The following is a 19,267-nucleotide window of genomic DNA, read 5'->3' on the forward strand; positions in this document are numbered from 1 at the left end:
TTTGCAATTTCTGGCACAAATGTCGCTTTACAGCTCCGGTCGCTTGATTCCAAAAATAAAAAAGGCCGAGCCATGTCACTCACCCTGGAACACGTCAGCCGCACCGTCGAGGGCCAGACCTGGATCGACGATGCCAACCTGAGTTTTGAACCCGGCTCCTTCAACGTTTTGCTGGGTCGCACCTTGTCCGGCAAAACCAGCCTGATGCGCCTGATGGCCGGTCTGGACAAGCCCGACAGCGGCCGCGTCCTGATGAATGGCGTCGACGTTACCCAGCGTCCCGTGCGCTTGCGCAATGTGTCGATGGTTTATCAGCAGTTCATCAATTACCCGACCATGACGGTGTTCGACAACATCGCCTCGCCGCTGCGTCAGGCCGGTGTATCCAATGATCTGATCCAGAGCAAGGTGCTGGAAACCGCGAAGATGCTGCGCATCGAAAAGTTTCTCAAGCGCTATCCGCTGGAGCTTTCCGGCGGTCAGCAACAACGCACGGCCATGGCCCGGGCGCTGGTCAAGGATGCCGAGCTGATCCTGTTCGACGAGCCGCTGGTCAACCTCGACTACAAATTGCGTGAAGAGCTGCGCCAGGAAATGCGCGAGCTGTTCAAGGCGCGCCACACCATCGCGATCTACGCCACCACCGAACCCAACGAGGCCCTGGCCCTGGGCGGCACCACCACCATTCTTCACGAAGGCCGGGTGATCCAGAGCGGCCAGTCGTCCTCGGTCTATCACCAGCCGCAAACCGTGCTGGCGGCCGAGTTGTTCTCCGAGCCGCCGATCAACCTGATGCCGGGGCGCATTGCCGGCAACGAAGTGAGTTTCGCCAATTTCGTGCACTTCCCGCTGAACGTCGATTTGCGCCCGGTGGGTGAGGGCGAGTTCCGTTTCGGGGTGCGGCCCAGCCATATCTCGCTGGTGCCGAGCAACGATGATGATCTCGAACTGGCGGTGACTGTTGAAGTCGCGGAAATCAGCGGCTCGGAAACCTTTCTTCACGTGCGCAACGAGCATTTCCTGTTGGTGCTGCACTTGCCGGGTGTTCACGAATACGACGTCGACGCGCCGATCCGTATCTATATCCCGACCCATAAACTGTTTGTGTTCGATACGCAGGGGCGGCTGGTCCAGGCGCCGGGCCGGCGTATCGCGAGGGTTGCCTGATGGCCGAAATCCGTTTGCAGAGTCTCGCCCACAGCTACACCAGGACCCCGGCAGGCCCCGAGGACTACGCGATTCGCGAGATGGACCACATCTGGGAGCAGGGCGGTGCCTACGCCTTGCTCGGGCCATCCGGCTGCGGCAAGTCGACCTTGCTCAACATCATTTCCGGGTTGCTCAGCCCATCCCAGGGCCATGTGCTGTTCGATGGCAAAGCGGTCAACGACCTGACTCCGGAGAAGCGCAACATCGCCCAGGTTTTCCAGTTTCCGGTGGTCTACGACACCATGACGGTGTTCGACAACCTGGCCTTTCCGCTGCGTAATCAAGGCCTGACCGAGGCGAAGGTGCATAGCAAGGTGCAGGAAATCGCCGAAGTCCTCGATCTCCAGTCGCTGCTGTACAAGAAGGCGCGAAACCTCACCGCCGACGAAAAACAGAAAGTTTCCATGGGCCGTGGGCTGGTGCGCGATGACGTGTCGGCGATCCTGTTCGATGAGCCGCTGACGGTGATTGACCCGCACCTGAAGTGGAAGCTGCGACGCAAGCTCAAGCAGATCCATGAGCAGTTCAACATCACCATGGTCTACGTCACCCACGATCAACTGGAGGCCTCGACCTTCGCCGACAAGATTGCGGTGATGTACGGCGGGCAGATCGTGCAATTCGGCACGCCAAGGGAATTGTTCGAGCGCCCGAGCCACACCTTTGTCGGCTACTTCATTGGCAGCCCGGGGATGAACCTGATCGAGGTGCAGCCGCAACCGGGTGGCGTCGGTTTCGCCTCGACGCACCTGCCGCTGTCCGAAGCGATGCAGCAGCGTATTGCCGAATCCGGGTGGAAAACCCTCAAGGTCGGCATACGCCCGGAGTTCGTCCATGTGTGGGACGAAGCCTTTGATGACGCGCTGCGGGCACAAGTCGTACACGTTGAAGATCTGGGCACCTACAAGATCGTGACCCTCAACCTCGATGGCGCCACCCTGAAAGTGCGCCTGGCCGAAGACAAAGTCGTGCCACAAGGCACGGCCTACATCAGTTTTCCGGCGCAGTGGCTGATGGTTTACGCCGATGAATTCCTGCTGGAAGCGCAAACCGTCAACGAAGCCATGGTCAACAAAGGGGCGCAGCCATGAACAAGGTGCAGAACAACAAGGCCTGGTGGCTGGTGCTCCCGGTGTTCCTGCTGGTGGCGTTCAGTGCGGTGATCCCGATGATGACCGTGGTCAACTATTCGGTGCAGGACATTTTCGACCAGTCCAGCCGCTATTTCGTCGGTGCCGACTGGTACAAGCAGGTGCTGCTCGACCCGCGCCTGCATGACTCGTTGTTGCGCCAGTTCATCTACTCGGCCTGCGTGTTGCTGATCGAAATTCCATTGGGCATCGCCATCGCCCTGACCATGCCGACCAAGGGCCGCTGGTCTTCGGTGGTGCTGATCGTGCTGGCGATTCCGCTGCTGATCCCGTGGAACGTGGTCGGCACCATCTGGCAGATCTTTGGCCGCGCCGATATCGGCCTGCTCGGTTCGAGCCTCAATGCCATGGGCATTAGCTACAACTATGCGGCGAACACCATGGACGCCTGGGTCACCGTGCTGGTGATGGACGTCTGGCACTGGACCTCGCTGGTGGCGTTGTTGTGCTTCTCCGGGTTGCGGGCGATTCCGGATGTGTATTACCAGGCGGCGCGGATCGACCGCGCCTCGGCCTGGGCGGTGTTCCGGCATATCCAGTTGCCCAAGCTCAAGAGTGTGCTGCTGATCGCTGTGATGCTGCGCTTCATGGACAGCTTCATGATCTACACCGAGCCCTTCGTGTTGACGGGCGGCGGTCCGGGCAATGCCACGACGTTCCTCAGTCAGACCCTGACCCAGATGGCCGTAGGGCAATTCGACCTGGGGCCGGCAGCGGCATTTTCGCTGGTGTACTTCCTGATCATTCTGTTGGTGTCCTGGCTGTTCTACACCGCCATGACTCACTCCGACGCCAACCGCTGAGGCCCGCCATGAGCAAGAGAAAGCTTGTTCCACTGCTGCTCTACATCCTGTTCCTGCTGGTGCCGATCTACTGGCTGCTGAACATGTCCTTCAAGAGCAACAACGAAATCCTCGGTGGCCTGACGCTGTTTCCCCAGGATTTCACCTTCCACAACTACAAGGTGATCTTCACCGACCCGAGCTGGTACACCGGTTACCTCAACTCGCTGTACTACGTGAGCCTGAACACGGTGATTTCCCTGAGCGTGGCGCTGCCGGCGGCTTATGCGTTTTCGCGTTATCGCTTCCTCGGCGACAAGCACCTGTTCTTCTGGCTGCTGACCAACCGCATGGCGCCGCCGGCGGTGTTCCTGTTGCCTTTTTTCCAGCTGTATTCGTCGATCGGGTTGTTCGACACCCACATCGCCGTGGCCCTGGCTCACTGCCTGTTCAACGTGCCGCTGGCGGTGTGGATTCTCGAAGGTTTCATGTCTGGCGTGCCCAAGGAAATCGACGAAACCGCCTACATCGATGGCTACAGTTTTCCCAAGTTCTTCGTGAAGATTTTCATCCCGCTGATCGGCTCCGGCATCGGCGTGACGGCGTTCTTCTGCTTCATGTTTTCCTGGGTCGAACTGCTGCTGGCGCGAACCCTCACCTCGGTGAACGCCAAGCCGATCGCGGCGGTAATGACCCGCACCGTCTCGGCATCCGGTATCGACTGGGGGGTGCTGGCGGCGGCCGGGGTGTTGACCATCCTGCCGGGCATGCTGGTGATCTGGTTTGTTCGCAACCACGTGGCCAAGGGCTTTGCCCTGGGCCGGGTATGAGGAGCTGATGATGGAATGGATGAGTTGGACGGTCCCCACGGCGGCGTTCTTCGGCGTTATTGCGTTGATTCTGTTGGGCATGACCACCTGGGAATTGCGTTCGCCGAGCGTGCTTCGGCGAGGTGTTCTACCGATTGCCACCACTCGTGGCGATCGGTTGTTTATCGGTCTTCTCGGCAGCGCCTACCTGCACTTGCTGGTAATCGGCGTCACCGACTGGAGCATCTGGGTGGCCTTCGCGTTGTCCCTGGTGTGGCTGTTGGCTGTGATGCGTTGGGGCTAGTCGAATCGCTCGGCAATGTTGCTCCGAAACTCAATAAGGAGGTCTTATGTTCGATAAAAACAATAAGCTGCGACATAGCATTTCATTGGCAGCCATGCTGGCACTCAGCGGTTTGAGCGCGTCTGCCTGGGCCGATGCCTATGAAGACGCCGCGAAGAAATGGATTGGCAGCGAGTTCAAACCGTCCACCCTGACGGCCGATCAGCAGCTCGCGGAATTGAAGTGGTTCATCAAGGCCGCCGAGCCGTTTCGCGGGATGGACATCAAGGTGGTGTCGGAAACCATCGCCACCCACGAGTACGAGTCCAAGGTACTGGCCAAGGCCTTCACTGAAATCACCGGGATCAAAGTCACCCACGACCTGCTTCAGGAAGGCGACGTAGTGGAAAAGCTGCAGACGGTGATGCAATCGGACAAGAGCATCTATGACGGCTGGGTCAACGACTCGGACCTGATCGGTACACATTTCCGCTACGGCAAGACCGAGTCGATCACCGACCTGATGGCCAATGAAGGCAAGGACTTCACTTCGCCGACCCTGGACATCAAGGACTTCATCGGCATCTCGTTCACTACCGCACCGGACGGCAAGATCTATCAATTGCCCGACCAGCAGTTCGCCAACCTGTACTGGTTCCGCGCCGACTGGTTCGAACGCGCGGACCTCAAGGCCAAGTTCAAGGAAAAGTACGGCTACGAGCTGGGCGTGCCGGTGAACTGGTCGGCCTATGAAGACATCGCCAAATTCTTCAGCGAAGACGTCAAGGAAATCGACGGCAAGCGCGTCTACGGGCACATGGACTACGGCAAGAAAGACCCGTCCCTGGGCTGGCGCTTCACCGATGCCTGGTTCTCCATGGCCGGTGGCGGCGACAAGGGCATTCCCAATGGCTTGCCGGTGGATGAATGGGGCATTCGTGTCGAGGATTGCCATCCGGTCGGTTCCAGCGTGACCCGCGGCGGCGACACCAACGGCCCGGCGGCGGTGTTTGCCACCACCAAATACGTTGACTGGCTGAAGAAGTACGCGCCACCGGAAGCGGCAGGCATGACGTTCTCCGAATCCGGCCCGGTGCCGTCCCAGGGCAGCATCGCCCAGCAGATTTTCTGGTACACCGCGTTCACCGCCGACATGACCAAGCCAGGTCTGGCAGTGATGAATGCCGACGGTACGCCGAAATGGCGGATGGCGCCGTCGCCGAAAGGTCCGTATTGGGAGGAGGGCATGAAACTCGGTTATCAGGATGCCGGTTCCTGGACCTTCATGAAGTCCACGCCTGAAAAGCAAAAACTGGCGGCCTGGCTCTATGCGCAGTTCGTGACCTCGAAAACCGTTTCGCTGAAGAAAACCATCGTCGGCCTGACCCCGATCCGCGAGTCGGACATCAACTCGCAAGCCATGACTGACCTGGCGCCGAAGCTCGGAGGCCTGGTGGAGTTCTACCGCAGCCCGGCCCGCGTGCAATGGACCCCGACCGGGACCAATGTGCCTGATTATCCTCGCCTCGCGCAGTTGTGGTGGAGCCACATTGCCGAAGCGGCCAGCGGCGACAAAACCCCGCAACAGGCACTCGACGGTCTGGCCAAGGATCAGGACGCGATCATGTCCCGTCTGGAGCGTTCGAAGGCACAAGCCACCTGTGCACCGAAAATGAACCCTGAGCGTGACGCGCAATACTGGTTCGACCAACCGGGCGCACCGAAACCGAAACTGGAAAACGAGAAGCCGAAAGGCGAAACCGTGAGCTACAACCAGCTGCTGAAATCTTGGGCAGATGCGCGTAAATAACAGCTAAACCGTAAACGCTAACGGCACCGAAAGGTGCCGTTTTTGTTTGTGCCCGTTCCGCCCCTTTCGCGAGCAAGCCCGCTCCCACACTGGATCAGCGTCGGGCACCATTTTTTTGTTCGCTGCGCATCAACTGTGGGAGCGGGCTTGCCCGCGAAGAGGCCCTTACTGACAACCAGGTACTTGCGGCCGCGTTCAGGCGATCCTTTGATCCTCAAAGCGTTGTAGATGGGCTGACTAAATCAAAATAGCCAAATCCGTGTACTTGGCCACCAATGGGTCAGACGTTAGAAGTTTCATGGGTTCAGTCATCGCGGTTGCAACAATGAGGCGGTCGAACGGGTCACGATGGTGATGTTCGAGGTCTTTCACGGCAATGGCATGTTCTGAGGTCACCGGCAATTCGATGAAACCGCTTTCGAGGCAGTACTGACGGATTTCTTCCAGATCAACATTCAGCTTTCCCAACCCGACCTTGATCGCCATTTCCCAGAATGTCGCTGCGCTGATGTATATGTCGGCAGCGCCTTCAATGAGCTTTCTGGCCTTGCCGGATAGTTTGGGGTCATCGCTGAGAGCCCAAAGCAAAACATGAGTGTCCAGCAGAACCCTCATTCGTGGGTTCCTTCAAAAGTATCCAGCATGTCGTCCGGCAGTGGTGCATCGAAGTCTTCAGCCAGAACCAGTTTGCCTTTCATCGCACCGATACGCTGGCCGCTGGTTTTTCCTACGGGAACAAGGCGGGCCAAGGCTCGACCATGCTTGGCAATCGTTATGATCTGGCCCGCCGCCGCATCATCGACGAGTTTGGACAGATTGTTTTTTGCTTCGGCCAACGGAACGATGATCATGATTTCTCTCCCATATTCTGGACAAATATAGCCAGAATTTTTCGGGGGGGCAAAGGCAAGCGAACCATAGGTCGGTTTCGCCATTTCATTGCACATCATCACCATCGGTTCTTGTTTCATTTGAATACTCCTGTAAGCCCGTCGCTCACATTAGCGTTCGGAGCAATCGCCGGATGTCATCAATTGCTGATCGTCAGACAAATACTTTCTGAAAAGAGGGTAGGCAATGAAGATTAAAAGATCGCAGCCTGCGGCATCCCCTACAGGATGTACGCCTCCCAAATGTAGGAGCTGCCGCAGGCTGCGATCTTTTGACCTTGAATACCCCCAAACGCAAAAACGGCACCCGAAGGTGCCGTTTTTGTTTGTTACCGAGAGTCGCTCAAGCGATCAACCCGCCAGGCCCGACTGTTGAACCAGGTTCAGCAGCGGTTGTGGGTACAGGCCGAGGAAGAAAGCCAGTACCGCGATAGCCAGCAGCATCACGCCGCCTGCACGTTGTTCCCAGTGCAGTTGAGCGTCGACGCGGCGCAGGTTCGGTTCGATCAGGTACAGGGTGACCATGACGCGCAGGTAGTAGAACACGCCGATGGCGCTGCCCAGTACCAGGGAACCGACCAGCCACCACTGGTGCGACTCGACACCGGTGGCGATGATGTAGAACTTGCCGATGAAGCCCGCGGTCAGCGGGATACCGGCCAGGGACAGCATCATCACGGTCAGCACGGCGGTCAGGTACGGACGGCGCCAGAACAGGCCGCGGTATTCGTACAGGGCGTCTGCGTCACGACCTTTGTACGGCGAGGACATCAGGGTGATCACGCCGAAGGCGCCGAGGCTGGTGATCACGTAAGTGACCAGGTACACGCCGATGGCTTCCACGGCCAGACCCTTGCTCGCCACCAGGGCGATCAGCAGGTAGCCGAAGTGGGCGATGGACGAGTAACCCAGCAGACGCTTGAGGTTGCTCTGGGTCAGGGCCAGCAGGTTACCGAACAGGATCGACGCGATGGCGATGATGGTCAGTACGTTGCTCAGTACACCGCTGCTCGCCGCTGGCGAGATCTGGAACAGACGCACCATCACCGCGAACACGGCCACTTTCGAAGCGGTGGCCAGGAACGCTGCAACCGGCGCCGGAGCACCTTCGTACACGTCTGGAGTCCAGAGGTGGAACGGTACCAGCGACAGCTTGAACGCCAGGCCGATCAGCATCATGCCCAGGCCCAGTTGCGCCAGCGAGCTTGGCAGGCCGGTGGCCGCAAGGGCCTGGCCGATGCCGTTGAAGCTCAGGGAACCGGCGTCAGCGTAGAGCAGGGCCATACCGAACAACAGGAACGCGGAACCGGCGGCTGACAGCACCATGTACTTGATGCCGGCTTCCAGCGAACGCTTGTTGAAAAAGGCATAAGCCACCAGGCCGTAGACCGGCACCGACAGCAGTTCCAGACCGACGAACAACCCGGCCAGGTGCTGCGCGCTGACCAGAACCAGGCCACCGGCAGCGGACATCAGGATCAGCAGGTACAGTTCTTCACGGTTGCCCGGGTAACCCGTGCCGCCATCGCCGAGGTAGGCGTGGGCGAGGGTGACACAAGCGAGGGTGGCGACCAGGATCAGCGCCATGTACAAGCAAGCGAAACTATCGATTTGCAGCAGTGGGGTCACAGCCAATGGCGCGACCTTCAAGGCTGGCAGGATCGACAGCAAAGCCAGGTTCAGACCCGCCACCGACAGCAGGAAGGTCTGGGAGTGGTTGCGGCGCCAGGCAATCGCCAGCATCACCACGATGATCGTGGCGCTGGTGATCAACAACGGCGCAAGCGCGATAAAGTGTTGAGTCGTGAATTCCATAGCGCTCTTACCGGGCCGAAGCGAGTTGAGTGAAGGCGGTGCCGAGCCATTGCTGCACGCCATGCATCGTAGCGGCAGAGGTATCGAGGAACGGTTGCGGGTAGACGCCGATGTAAATCAGCAGCGCTGCCAGACCGATCACCATGATCATTTCGCGACCGTCCATGCCATGCAACACCGCGTCCGATTTCGACGGGCCGAAGTAGGCACGGTGGATCATGATCAGCGAGTAGACCGAACCGAACACCAGGCCGGACGTCGCGATGATGGTGACCCATGGGGCGATCGGGAAGGTACCGATCAGGATCAGGAACTCACCGACGAAGTTACCGGTAGCCGGCAAGCCCAGGGACGCTGCTGCGAAGAACAGGCTGAGGGCCGGCAGGTAAGCGATCTTCGACCACAGGCCACCCATCTCGCGCATGTCGCGGGTGTGGGTGCGTTCATACAGCTGGCCACTCAGGATAAAGAGTGCCGCCGCCGACAGGCCGTGCGCCAGCATCTGCATCACCGCGCCCTGCAGCGCCAGTTGGCTGCCGGAGTAGATGCCGATCAGTACGAAGCCCATGTGGGAAACGGACGAGAAGGCGATCAGACGCTTGATGTCGGTTTGTGCGAATGCCAGGAACGCACCGTAGAAAATCCCGATCAGACCCAGGGTCATCGCGAACGGCGCAAACTCGGCCGAGGCATTCGGGAACAGTGGCAGGGCGAAACGCAGCAAGCCGTAGGCCGCGGTCTTCAGCAAGATACCGGCGAGGTCGACGGAACCTGCGGTCGGCGCCTGGGCGTGAGCGTCAGGCAGCCAGGAGTGGAACGGTACGACCGGCAGCTTGACCGCGAAGGCGATGAAGAAACCGAGCATCAGGATGTACTCGGTGGTCGTCGACATCTTGGTCTTCAACAGGTCGGCGTAGTTGAAGGTAATCACGCCGGTGTCGTTGAAGTTGACCAGTACCAGACCCAGGATCGCCACCAGCATGATCAGGCCGGAAGCCTGAGTGAAGATGAAGAACTTGGTCGCCGCGTAGATCCGGGTTTTCTTGCCGTCCGAAGAACTGTGACCCCAGAGCGCGATGAGGAAGTACATCGGCACCAGCATCATTTCCCAGAAGAAGAAGAACATGAACAGGTCGAGGGCGAGGAACACGCCGACGACACCGCCCAGGATCCACATCAGGTTCAGGTGGAAGAAACCGACGTGACGCTGGATCTCTTTCCACGAGCAGAGTACCGAGAGGACACCCAGCAGACCGGTCAGCAGAATCATCAACAGCGACAGGCCGTCGAGGGCCAGGTGCACATTGATGCCGAAGCGCTCGATCCAGACGTGCTTGAACTCAAGCGCCCAGGTCGGATCGGCGCCAGGTGCCGGTGCAAATGAATAGTCACCGTTGGCCCACAGCCAGAGGCCGAGGGAGAGCAGCAGGGACATGGTGATCAGCGCAATCCAGCGGGGGAGGGTGGCGCCGAAGCGCTCACCCATCCAGCACAGCAGGCCGCCGATGAAGGGGATCAGGATTAGCCAAGGCAGAATCATGACGGGCTCAATTCCTTTCGCAAGTTCGCAAGGTTCATATCAGACCGCTACCAGCACGACGGCGCCGATTACCAGCACGGCACCAGCAGCCATCGAGGCGGCATACCAACGCAGTTGACCGGTCTCGGTACGGCTCAGGGCGGTGTGGCCGCCTTTGGCCATACGCGGGATCAGACCGATGGTCTGGTCCAGCGGGTCTTTGCGCAGGATGTGGTTGATCGCCAGGTAAGGCTTGACGAACAGTTTGTCGTAGATCCAGTCGAAGCCCCAGGCAGCGAACCACCAGGCCGAGAGGATACGGCCGATACCGCTGTTGGCGATGGCGGTGACGAAGCGACGCTTGCCGAGGAACAGCAGCGCGGACAGCAGGATACCGGCCAGGGCGATGGCGCCCGAGGCGATTTCCAGGCTGTGCTTGGCTTCGCCGCCGGCATGGCCGACGCTTTCCGGCAACACGCCGTGCAGCGGTGGAACGATCATCGCGCCGATGGCGGTGGACAATACGATCAGCACCGACAGTGGCAGCCAGTGGGCGATGCCGTGACCGGCGTGGGCTTCGGTCTTCGCTTCACCATGGAACGCGATGAAGATCAGGCGGAAGGTGTACAACGAGGTCATGAACGCGCCGACCAGACCCGCATACAGCAGACCGTGGTTGCCGCTGGCGAACGCCTCCCAGAGGATTTCGTCCTTGGAGTAGAAACCTGCGGTTACCAGAGGCAGGGCCGCCAGGGCCGCGCCGCCGACGATGAAGCTGGCGTAGGCCAGTGGCAGTTTCTTCCACAGGCCGCCCATCTTGAAGATGTTCTGCTCGTGGTGGCAGGCAACGATTACCGAACCGGAAGCAAGGAACAGCAGCGCCTTGAAGAAGGCGTGGGTCATCAGGTGGAAGATCGCGCCGTCCCAGGCACCAACGCCCAGGGCCAGGAACATGTAGCCGATCTGGCTCATGGTCGAGTAGGCGAGGATACGCTTGATGTCGGTCTGAACCAGGGCAGCAAAACCCGCCAGAACCAGGGTCACACCGCCAACGATGCCCACCAAGTGCAGGATTTCCGGCGCCAGGGTGAACAGGCCGTGGGTACGGGCGATCAGGTAGACGCCAGCGGTCACCATGGTCGCGGCGTGGATCAGTGCCGAAACCGGAGTAGGACCGGCCATCGCGTCCGCCAGCCAGGTTTGCAGCGGCAGTTGCGCGGATTTACCGACAGCGCCGCCCAGCAGCATCAGGGTGGCCATGACCATCCAGAAGTCGCCGGCCTGGAATTTCTGCGGAGCCAGCACCAGCAGTTCCTGAACGTTCAGCGTGCCCAGTTGGGCAAACAGAATGAACAGGCCGATGGCCATGAACACGTCACCGATACGGGTCACGATGAAAGCCTTGAGTGCGGCGTTACCATTGTTGCGGTTGCTGTAGTAGAAACCGATCAACAGGTACGAGCACAGGCCCACGCCTTCCCAACCGAAGTACACGAACAGCAGGTTATCGGCCAGGACCAGGAACAGCATGCTGGCGATAAACAGGTTGGTGTAGGCGAAGAAACGCGAGTAGCCGTCTTCACCGCGCATGTACCAGGACGCGAACAGGTGGATCAGGAAGCCGACGCCGACGACCACGCCGAGCATGGTCACCGACAGGCCGTCCAGATACAGGGTGAAGGTCGGCGTGAAGCCTTCCACCGCCATCCATTGCCACAGCACCTGGGTGTAGTGGCCGCCTTCCGGCGGGGCAACGTTGAATTGCCAGATCACATAAGTCGCGACGATCGCCGACAGGCCAATGGAGCCGACGCCGATCAGCGCCGAGAGGTTTTCCGAGAGGCGTCCCCGGGAGAACGCCAGCAGCACAAAACCGATCAGAGGGAACAGGAAAGTCAGATAGAGAAGGTTCATCCGCGCATCTCACTGGCAGCGTCGATATCGAGCGTGTGGAAGCGGCGATACAGTTGCAGCAGGATCGCCAGGCCAATACTGGCCTCGGCAGCTGCAAGGCTGATCACCAGGATGAACATGATCTGTCCATCCGGCTGCGCCCAGCGGCTACCGGCAACGATGAACGCCAGGGCGGAGGCATTCATCATGACCTCCAGGCTCATCAGCACGAAGAGAATGTTGCGGCGGACCATCAGGCCGACCAGACCGAGGCAGAACAGGATGCCGGCGACCGCCAGACCATGCTCCATAGGGATAGCAGGCATCGTCATTGCTCCTTGGCTTCGTTACGGCCCAGATGGAACGCCGTGACGGCTGCGGCGAGCAGCAGCATCGAGGCGAGTTCGACCACCAGCAGGTACGGACCGAACAGGCTGATGCCCACGGCCTTGGCGTCTACGGTGGTGTGGCCGACGGCCTGGCCGCTATGGTGGGAGAACAGCACATACAGCAGTTCTACCAGCAGCAGCGCGGCGAGGAGGACCGGGCCGCCCCAGATACCGGGCTTGAGCCAGACGCGCTCTTGCTGAACCGAGGCCGGGCCCAGGTTCAGCATCATCACCACGAACACGAACAGCACCATGATGGCGCCAGCGTATGCGATCACTTCCAGGACACCGGCAAACGGTGCGCCGAGGGCGAAGAACGTCATCGCCACGGCGATCAGCGAAATGATCAGGTAGAGCAGGGCGTGCACAGGGTTGGTGTTGGTGATCACGCGGAGCGTGGACACCACAGCGATACCCGATGCGAAATAGAAAGCGAATTCCATCTTTCTTCCTTAAGGCAGCAAGCTCTTCACGTTGATCGGTTCGGCTTCATTCTGCGCGGAGCCTTTCGGCTTACCGGCAATCGCCATACCTGCAACACGATAGAAGTTGTAATCAGGGTTTTTGCCGGGGCCGGAGATCAGCAGATCTTCTTTCTCGTAAACCAGGTCCTGACGTTTGAACTCGGCCATTTCGAAATCCGGCGTCAGCTGGATCGCGGTGGTCGGGCAGGCTTCCTCGCAGAGGCCGCAAAAGATGCAGCGCGAGAAGTTGATGCGGAAGAAGTCCGGGTACCAGCGACCGTCTTCGGTTTCAGCTTTCTGCAGCGAGATGCAACCGACCGGGCACGCCACGGCACACAGGTTGCAGGCTACGCAACGCTCTTCGCCGTCGGGGTCGCGGGTCAACACGATCCGGCCACGGAAGCGTGGCGGCAGGTACACCGCCTCTTCCGGATATTGCAGCGTGTCGCGCTTGCGGAAGGCATGGCCGAAGATCATCACCAGGCTGCGAAGCTGGGTGAAGAAGCCATGCACGATGTCAAAAATGTACTTCATGATTCTCTATCCTCACTGAGCCGCGACGGCGGGCGTGTTGAGCAACACGATCGCAGCGGTCACCAGCATGTTGACGAGGGTCAGCGGCAGGCAGAACTTCCAGCTGAAATCCATCACTTGGTCATACCGTGGGCGCGGAATCGAGGCGCGCAGCAGGATGAAGAACATGATGAAGAACGCGGTTTTCAGCGCGAACCAGATGAACGGGATCTGCGGCAGAATGCCGAACGGACCGTGCCAGCCACCGAAGAACAAGGTCACCAGCAGCGCCGAGATCAGCACGATGCCGATGTACTCGCCGACGAAGAACATGCCCCATTTCATGCCGGCGTATTCAATGTGGTAACCGTCGGCCAGTTCCTGTTCCGCTTCCGGCTGGTCGAACGGGTGACGGTGAGTCACGGCGACGCCAGCGATGAAGAAGGTCAGGAAACCGAAGATCTGCGGAATGACGAACCACATATTCTGCGCCTGGTATTCAACGATGTCGCGCATGTTGAACGAGCCGGCCTGGATCACGATGCCCATCAGCGACAGGCCCATGAACACTTCGTACGACACGGTTTGCGCCGAGGCCCGCAAGCTGCCCAGCAGGGCGAACTTGTTGTTGCTCGACCAGCCGGCGAACAGCACCGCGTAGACCGACAGACCGGCCATGGCGAAGAAGAACAGGATGCCGATGTTGATGTCCGCGACACCCCAGGTCGGGGTGATCGGGATAATTGCGAAGGCAATCAGCAAGGCGCTCATGGCCACGACCGGCGCCAAAGTGAAGATCACTTTGTCGGCGAATGGCGGCGTCCAGTCTTCCTTGAAGAACATCTTGATCATGTCGGCTGCGATCTGGAACGCGCCGAACGGGCCGACGCGGTTCGGACCGTAACGGTCCTGCCAGAGGGCGAGCAAGCGACGCTCGACCCAACTGAGCAGGGCGCCGCAGATCACTACGGCGAGCAGAATCACCACGGCCTTGAGGACCGCGATGATCACGTCGATCACCTCAGGAGTGAACCAAGTCATTGAGCTGCCTCCTGCAGACCGTCAACGGATTTGCCAAAGATTGCTGGCGGAATGCCGGCGATGCCCGCAGGCAATGCCACCAGGCCTGCGCCCAGTTCTTCATTGATCCGCAGCGGCAGACGCAGGGTCTGGCCGGCCACGTTCAGGCTCAGCATGGCACCGTCGTTGACGCCCAGGCGGTCGGCTTCGGACTTGGCCAGTGCGACGTAGGCAGCCGGAATGCGTTCCTGAACCGGAGCGGCTTTCGAGGAGTTCTCTTCGCTGCCGAACAGGTGGAAGAACGGCACTACCTGCCAGGTGCCCTGGGCCGGGTTGAACGCACGCGGAACGCTGGCGAACCAGTTCAGCGAGTCACCGCTGGTTTCGATCAGGCGAGTGCCCGGGTCGCCAGCGCGGATGTGACCACCGACTTCATCCTGGAACTTGTTCCAGGCTTGCGGCGAGTTCCAGCCCGGAGACCAGGCGAATGGCACTTGCTGACGCGGTTCTGCCGAACCCGAGTAACCTTCCATCGAGAAGGCGAACGCGGTGTCCTTGTCCTGCGAGGTACGCGGTTCGTGCACGCTGATGTCGGCGCGCATGGCGGTACGACCGGAGTAGCGCAGCGGTTCACGGGCCAGTTTCATGCCCTTGATGCGGAACGCGGCGGATGGTGCAGCGTCGACAATGCGGTTCAGAATCGGCGTGCTGGAAGCGACAGCGGCGGTGGCGTGGTCCAGTTGGGTCCAGTCGATCGGCTGGTTCAGCAGGGTGGCGCGCAGGGCATGCAGCCAGCGCCAGCCTTCGTGAACCAGAATGCTCGCGTCCAGGTACTTCGGATCGAAAACCTGGAAGAAGCGCTGGGCGCGACCTTCCTGGCTGACCAGGGTACCGTCGCCCTCAGCGAAGCTGGCGGCTGGCAGAACCAGGTGCGCGCGATCGCTGGTGGCGGTCTTCTGGTGGTCCGCGACGATCAGCACTTTCGCGGCGGTCAGTGCAGCATCAACCTTGGCTTTGTCGGTACGGGTGTACAGATCGTTTTCCAGTACGACGATGGCGTCGGCCTTGCCATCGATTACTGCTTGCAGCGCGGCGTCGACCGATTCGCCACCGAGCATGGCCAGGCCAAGGCTGTTGGCCTCTGGCACGATCAGGCTGATGGAACCGTTCTTCTCGCGCAGCTTCAGGGCCTTGGCGATGTTCGCGGCCGCTTCGATCAGGGCTTTGGAGCCCAGGGAAGTGCCGGCGATGATCAGTGGACGCTTGGCTGCGAGCAGGGCGTCGGCAATGCGCTTGGCCAGTTCGAGGGCTTCCGCGTCCAGACCTTCTACGGCTGGAGCGCTGGCATCGAGGGCGTGAGCCACGGCGAAACCGATGCGGGCCAGGTCGTCGGGAGCTGCGTGAACGCATTCTTCGGCGATGTCGTCGAGCTTGGTTTCAGCCAGGCTGGCGATGAACAGCGGGTTCAGCGCGTGCTGGCCGATGTTCTTCACGGCGGCGTCGAGCCAAGGCTGAACGCGCATGGCATCGGCCATGTCTTCGGCCTTACCCTTGACCGATTGACGCAGGGACAGGGCCATGCGTGCAGCGGTCTGGGTCAGGTCTTCACCGAGGACGAACACGGCGTCGTGGTCTTCGATGTCGCGCATGTTCGGTACTGGCAGCGGGCTGTCTTTCAGCACTTGCAGGACCAGGCGGATGCGTTCCAGTTCGGACGCTTCGATACCCGAGTAGAAGTGCTCGGCACCGACCAGTTCGCGCAACGCGTAGTTGCTTTCGAGGCTGGCGCGAGGCGAGCCGATACCGACGATGTTGCGACCGCGCAGCAGGTCGGCGGCTTTATCCAGCGCTTCGTCGAGGCTCAGCTTGGTGCCGCCCGCCAGCAGTGGCTGACGCGGACGGTCTTCGCGGTTGACGTAGCCATAGCCGAAACGGCCACGGTCGCACAGGAAGTACTGGTTCACCGAACCGTTGTAACGGTTTTCGATGCGACGCAGTTCGCCGTAACGCTCGCCCGGAGAAATGTTGCAACCGCTGGAGCAGCCATGGCAGATGCTCGGCGAGAACTGCATGTCCCACTTGCGGTTGTAGCGCTCGGAGTGAGTCTTGTCGGTGAACACACCGGTCGGGCAGACCTCGGTAAGGTTGCCGGAGAACTCGCTTTCCAGGACGCCATCTTCAACGCGACCGAAGTACACGTTGTCGTGTGCGCCGTATACACCCAAGTCGGTGCCGCCGGCGTAGTCCTTGTAGAAGCGCACGCAGCGGTAGCAAGCGATGCAGCGGTTCATTTCGTGGGAAATGAACGGGCCCAGTTGCTGGTTCTGGTGGGTACGCTTGGTGAAGCGGTAACGGCGCTCGTTGTGGCCGGTCATTACCGTCATGTCTTGCAGGTGGCAGTGACCGCCTTCTTCACAGACCGGGCAGTCGTGAGGATGGTTGGTCATCAGCCATTCGACAACACTGGCGCGGAACGCCTTGGACTCTTCATCTTCGATGGAGATCCAGGTGTTGTCGGTGGCAGGGGTCATGCAGGACATCACGATACGACCACGGGTGTCGTTTTCGTCGGTGTACTGCTTGACCGCGCACTGGCGGCAAGCGCCAACGCTGCCAAGGGCAGGGTGCCAGCAGAAATAAGGGATATCGAGGCCTAGCGACAGACATGCCTGTAACAGGTTGTCTGCCCCATCGACTTCGAGCTCTTTGCCGTCTACGTGGATAGTGGCCATGGTTCAAAGTTCTTCGTTGGCCCGGTGTCAGCGGGCGTGGCTAATGGAATCTTGTTATCCGCGTGAATCAACACAGCCGTTAAAGGCGTCATCACACGAAAAGCGAAGGGCACGGACCCTTCGCCTTTTTAAAGCGTTTACGCGCCGACCAGGATCGGCCTTGCCAGAGGCGGGACGGTGGCGCTGACAGGCGCGATACCGGCTTCGAACTCATGGCGGAAGTATTTGATTGCGCTGCCCAACGGCTCCACGGCGCCCGGTGCGTGAGCACAGAAGGTCTTGCCTGGGCCGAGGAAACCGACCAGACCCAGCAAGGTCTCGATGTCGCCTGGCTGGCCTTCACCGTTCTCGATGGCCATCAGGAGCTTGACGCTCCATGGCAAGCCATCGCGGCAAGGGGTGCAGAAGCCACAGGATTCGCGGGCGAAGAACTGCTCCATGTTGCGCAGCAGGGACACCATGTTGACGCTGTCGTCCACCGCCATGGCCAGGCCGGTACCCATACGGGTGCCCACTTTGGCGATGCCGCCGGCGTACATTTGTGCGTCCAGGTGTTCCGGCAACAGGAAGCCAGTACCGGCGCCGCCAGGCTGCCAGCACTTGAGCTTGTAACCGTCGCGCATGCCACCGGCGTAGTCTTCGAACAGCTCGCGACCGGTGACGCCGAACGGCAGTTCCCACAGGCCCGGGTTCTTGACCTTGCCGGAGAAGCCCATGAGCTTGGTGCCCATGTCTTCGCTACCTTCGCGAGCCAACGATTTGTACCAGTCCACGCCGTCGGCAATGATCGCCGGCACGTTGCACAGGGTTTCAACGTTGTTCACGCAAGTCGGCTTGCCCCACACGCCAACGGCGGCCGGGAAGGGCGGCTTGGAGCGCGGGTTGGCGCGGCGGCCTTCGAGGGAGTTGATCAGTGCGGTTTCTTCACCACAGATATAACGCCCGGCACCGGTGTGGACGAACAGCTCGAAATCGAAACCGCTGCCCAGGATGTTCTTGCCCAGCAGGCCTGCGGCCTTGGCTTCTTCCACGGCACGGTTGAGGTGCTTGGCAGCGGTGGTGTACTCGCCACGCAGGAAGATGTAGCCACGGTAGGTTTTCAGTGCACGGGCACTGATCAGCATGCCTTCGATCAGCAAATGGGGCAGTTGCTCCATCAGCATGCGGTCTTTCCAGGTGTTCGGCTCCATTTCATCCGCGTTGCACAGCAGGTAGCGGATGTTGATGGATTCGTCCTTGGGCATCAGGCCCCACTTCACACCGGTGGGGAAGCCTGCACCGCCGCGACCCTTGAGGCCGGAGTCTTTCACGGTCTGGACGATGTCGTCCTGGGCCATGTCGGCGAAGGCCTTGCGCGCAGCGGCGTAACCGTTCTTGGCCTGGTACTCGTCGAGCCATACGGCTTCGCCGTCGTCGCGCAGACGCCAGGTGAGCGGGTGAGTCTCGGCCGAACGCTTGATGCGGTTGGCTGGACCGAAAGAAGTCAGGGTCATACGTAGCCCTCGAGCAATTTGGCAACGCCGGCAGGCTGCACATCACCGAAAGTGTCGTCGTCGATCATCAACGCCGGCGCCTTGTCGCAGTTGCCGAGGCAGCAGACCGGCAACAGGGTGAAACGACCGTCGGTAGTGGTCTGCCCCAGGCCGATGCCCAGCTTGCTCTGGATCTCGCTGACCACGGACTCGTGGCCGCCGATGTAGCAGACCATGCTGTCGCAGACGCGAATGATGTGACGGCCGACCGGCTGACGGAAGATCTGGCTATAGAACGTCGCCACACCTTCAACGTCGCTGGCCGGGATGCCGAGGATCTCGCCGATGGCGTACAGGGCGCCGTCCGGCACCCAGCCACGTTCCTTCTGGACGATCTTCAGGGCTTCGATCGACGCCGCGCGCGGATCTTCGTAGTGATGCAACTCGTGCTCGATGGCCGAGCGCTCGGTTTCGCTCAGGGCGAAACGGTCTGTCTGGATAAGCGTGCTGTTCATG

The 19,267-nt window shown here is 60.2% G+C and carries 18 protein-coding genes; 6 read left to right on the forward strand and 12 right to left on the reverse strand.

From position 1 onward, the window contains the following. Window positions 1-72 precede the first annotated feature (72 nt). From PMI28_RS28015 to PMI28_RS27990, 6 genes are read left to right on the forward strand one after another with little or no spacing between them, the layout of a single operon-like run. Window positions 73-1,167: an ABC transporter ATP-binding protein gene (locus tag PMI28_RS28015; protein ID WP_007981243.1), complete on the forward strand. Its 1,095-nt coding sequence runs from the start codon at window positions 73-75 to the stop codon at window positions 1,165-1,167. Continuing rightward, complete coding sequence (locus PMI28_RS28010) at window positions 1,167-2,300, forward strand: ABC transporter ATP-binding protein (RefSeq protein ID WP_007981244.1); 1,134 nt, start codon at window positions 1,167-1,169, stop codon at window positions 2,298-2,300. The genes PMI28_RS28015 and PMI28_RS28010 overlap by 1 nt, the downstream gene beginning before the upstream one ends. Continuing rightward, on the forward strand, window positions 2,297-3,163 hold the full coding sequence (locus PMI28_RS28005; RefSeq protein WP_007981247.1) for a carbohydrate ABC transporter permease: 867 nt from the start codon (window positions 2,297-2,299) through the stop codon (window positions 3,161-3,163). Before PMI28_RS28010 ends, PMI28_RS28005 begins: the two co-directional genes overlap by 4 nt. Before the next feature lie 8 nt (window positions 3,164-3,171). Continuing rightward, window positions 3,172-3,972, forward strand: a complete 801-nt coding sequence (locus tag PMI28_RS28000; RefSeq protein WP_007981249.1) for a carbohydrate ABC transporter permease — start codon at window positions 3,172-3,174, stop codon at window positions 3,970-3,972. A gap of 10 nt (window positions 3,973-3,982) precedes the next feature. After that, entirely contained in the window at window positions 3,983-4,255 is a 273-nt protein-coding gene (locus tag PMI28_RS27995; protein WP_007981251.1) for a DUF2160 domain-containing protein, read from the forward strand. A gap of 46 nt (window positions 4,256-4,301) precedes the next feature. Then, a complete protein-coding gene (locus PMI28_RS27990) occupies window positions 4,302-6,044 on the forward strand; it encodes an ABC transporter substrate-binding protein (protein ID WP_007981252.1) in 1,743 nt (580 codons plus the stop codon). A gap of 237 nt (window positions 6,045-6,281) precedes the next feature. Here the strand turns inward: PMI28_RS27990 and PMI28_RS27985 are convergent, their stop codons facing one another. The 12 genes from PMI28_RS27985 to nuoE all read right to left on the reverse strand — a co-directional run bounded on the left by PMI28_RS27985 (window position 6,282) and on the right by nuoE (window position 19,266). Continuing rightward, window positions 6,282-6,659, reverse strand: coding sequence for a type II toxin-antitoxin system VapC family toxin (locus PMI28_RS27985; RefSeq protein ID WP_007981254.1), 378 nt, complete (start codon window positions 6,657-6,659; stop codon window positions 6,282-6,284). Then, window positions 6,656-6,991 (reverse strand): type II toxin-antitoxin system Phd/YefM family antitoxin, encoded by a 336-nt coding sequence (locus PMI28_RS0128185; RefSeq protein WP_238540665.1) that lies wholly within the window; start codon window positions 6,989-6,991, stop codon window positions 6,656-6,658. The genes PMI28_RS27985 and PMI28_RS0128185 overlap by 4 nt, the downstream gene beginning before the upstream one ends. A 294-nt stretch (window positions 6,992-7,285) precedes the next feature. After that, entirely contained in the window at window positions 7,286-8,749 is a 1,464-nt protein-coding gene (nuoN, locus tag PMI28_RS27980) for an NADH-quinone oxidoreductase subunit NuoN (protein WP_007981259.1), read from the reverse strand. Window positions 8,750-8,756: 7 nt separating this feature from the next. Continuing rightward, window positions 8,757-10,289 carry an NADH-quinone oxidoreductase subunit M gene (gene nuoM, locus PMI28_RS27975; protein WP_007981261.1) on the reverse strand — a complete coding sequence of 511 codons (1,533 nt, stop codon included), beginning with the start codon at window positions 10,287-10,289 and terminating at the stop codon, window positions 8,757-8,759. 39 nt (window positions 10,290-10,328) lie between these two features. Further along, window positions 10,329-12,182 carry an NADH-quinone oxidoreductase subunit L gene (gene nuoL, locus PMI28_RS27970; RefSeq protein ID WP_007981263.1) on the reverse strand — a complete coding sequence of 618 codons (1,854 nt, stop codon included), beginning with the start codon at window positions 12,180-12,182 and terminating at the stop codon, window positions 10,329-10,331. Beyond that, window positions 12,179-12,487 (reverse strand): NADH-quinone oxidoreductase subunit NuoK, encoded by a 309-nt coding sequence (gene nuoK / locus PMI28_RS27965; protein WP_007946416.1) that lies wholly within the window; start codon window positions 12,485-12,487, stop codon window positions 12,179-12,181. The genes nuoL and nuoK overlap by 4 nt, the downstream gene beginning before the upstream one ends. 2 nt (window positions 12,488-12,489) lie before the next feature. Then, window positions 12,490-12,993, reverse strand: coding sequence for an NADH-quinone oxidoreductase subunit J (gene nuoJ, locus PMI28_RS27960; protein WP_007981266.1), 504 nt, complete (start codon window positions 12,991-12,993; stop codon window positions 12,490-12,492). A 9-nt stretch (window positions 12,994-13,002) separates the two neighbouring features. Further along, a complete protein-coding gene (gene nuoI / locus PMI28_RS27955) occupies window positions 13,003-13,548 on the reverse strand; it encodes an NADH-quinone oxidoreductase subunit NuoI (protein ID WP_007981268.1) in 546 nt (181 codons plus the stop codon). A gap of 12 nt (window positions 13,549-13,560) precedes the next feature. Further along, window positions 13,561-14,568, reverse strand: a complete 1,008-nt coding sequence (gene nuoH / locus PMI28_RS27950; RefSeq protein WP_007981269.1) for an NADH-quinone oxidoreductase subunit NuoH — start codon at window positions 14,566-14,568, stop codon at window positions 13,561-13,563. Next, on the reverse strand, window positions 14,565-17,279 hold the full coding sequence (nuoG, locus tag PMI28_RS27945) for an NADH-quinone oxidoreductase subunit NuoG (RefSeq protein ID WP_007981270.1): 2,715 nt from the start codon (window positions 17,277-17,279) through the stop codon (window positions 14,565-14,567). Before nuoG ends, nuoH begins: the two co-directional genes overlap by 4 nt. Before the next feature lie 137 nt (window positions 17,280-17,416). Continuing rightward, a complete protein-coding gene (nuoF, locus tag PMI28_RS27940; RefSeq protein ID WP_007981271.1) occupies window positions 17,417-18,772 on the reverse strand; it encodes an NADH-quinone oxidoreductase subunit NuoF in 1,356 nt (451 codons plus the stop codon). Beyond that, window positions 18,769-19,266: an NADH-quinone oxidoreductase subunit NuoE gene (gene nuoE, locus PMI28_RS27935; protein ID WP_007981272.1), complete on the reverse strand. Its 498-nt coding sequence runs from the start codon at window positions 19,264-19,266 to the stop codon at window positions 18,769-18,771. Before nuoE ends, nuoF begins: the two co-directional genes overlap by 4 nt. Window position 19,267: the final 1 nt, after the last annotated feature.

It is taken from the genome of Pseudomonas sp. GM48, assembly GCF_000282335.1.
Lineage (GTDB): Bacteria > Pseudomonadota > Gammaproteobacteria > Pseudomonadales > Pseudomonadaceae > Aquipseudomonas.

Coding starts and splice junctions, on each gene's coding strand:
- PMI28_RS28015 (WP_007981243.1), top strand. CDS start 73: ATGTCACTCACCCTGGAACACGTCAGCCGCACCGTCGAGGGCCAGACC.
- PMI28_RS28010 (WP_007981244.1), top strand. CDS start 1,167: ATGGCCGAAATCCGTTTGCAGAGTCTCGCCCACAGCTACACCAGGACC.
- PMI28_RS28005 (WP_007981247.1), top strand. CDS start 2,297: ATGAACAAGGTGCAGAACAACAAGGCCTGGTGGCTGGTGCTCCCGGTG.
- PMI28_RS28000 (WP_007981249.1), top strand. CDS start 3,172: ATGAGCAAGAGAAAGCTTGTTCCACTGCTGCTCTACATCCTGTTCCTG.
- PMI28_RS27995 (WP_007981251.1), top strand. CDS start 3,983: ATGGAATGGATGAGTTGGACGGTCCCCACGGCGGCGTTCTTCGGCGTT.
- PMI28_RS27990 (WP_007981252.1), top strand. CDS start 4,302: ATGTTCGATAAAAACAATAAGCTGCGACATAGCATTTCATTGGCAGCC.
- PMI28_RS27985 (WP_007981254.1), bottom strand. CDS start 6,659: ATGAGGGTTCTGCTGGACACTCATGTTTTGCTTTGGGCTCTCAGCGAT.
- PMI28_RS0128185 (WP_238540665.1), bottom strand. CDS start 6,991: ATGTGCAATGAAATGGCGAAACCGACCTATGGTTCGCTTGCCTTTGCC.
- nuoN (WP_007981259.1), bottom strand. CDS start 8,749: ATGGAATTCACGACTCAACACTTTATCGCGCTTGCGCCGTTGTTGATC.
- nuoM (WP_007981261.1), bottom strand. CDS start 10,289: ATGATTCTGCCTTGGCTAATCCTGATCCCCTTCATCGGCGGCCTGCTG.
- nuoL (WP_007981263.1), bottom strand. CDS start 12,182: ATGAACCTTCTCTATCTGACTTTCCTGTTCCCTCTGATCGGTTTTGTG.
- nuoK (WP_007946416.1), bottom strand. CDS start 12,487: ATGCCTGCTATCCCTATGGAGCATGGTCTGGCGGTCGCCGGCATCCTG.
- nuoJ (WP_007981266.1), bottom strand. CDS start 12,993: ATGGAATTCGCTTTCTATTTCGCATCGGGTATCGCTGTGGTGTCCACG.
- nuoI (WP_007981268.1), bottom strand. CDS start 13,548: ATGAAGTACATTTTTGACATCGTGCATGGCTTCTTCACCCAGCTTCGC.
- nuoH (WP_007981269.1), bottom strand. CDS start 14,568: ATGACTTGGTTCACTCCTGAGGTGATCGACGTGATCATCGCGGTCCTC.
- nuoG (WP_007981270.1), bottom strand. CDS start 17,279: ATGGCCACTATCCACGTAGACGGCAAAGAGCTCGAAGTCGATGGGGCA.
- nuoF (WP_007981271.1), bottom strand. CDS start 18,772: ATGACCCTGACTTCTTTCGGTCCAGCCAACCGCATCAAGCGTTCGGCC.
- nuoE (WP_007981272.1), bottom strand. CDS start 19,266: ATGAACAGCACGCTTATCCAGACAGACCGTTTCGCCCTGAGCGAAACC.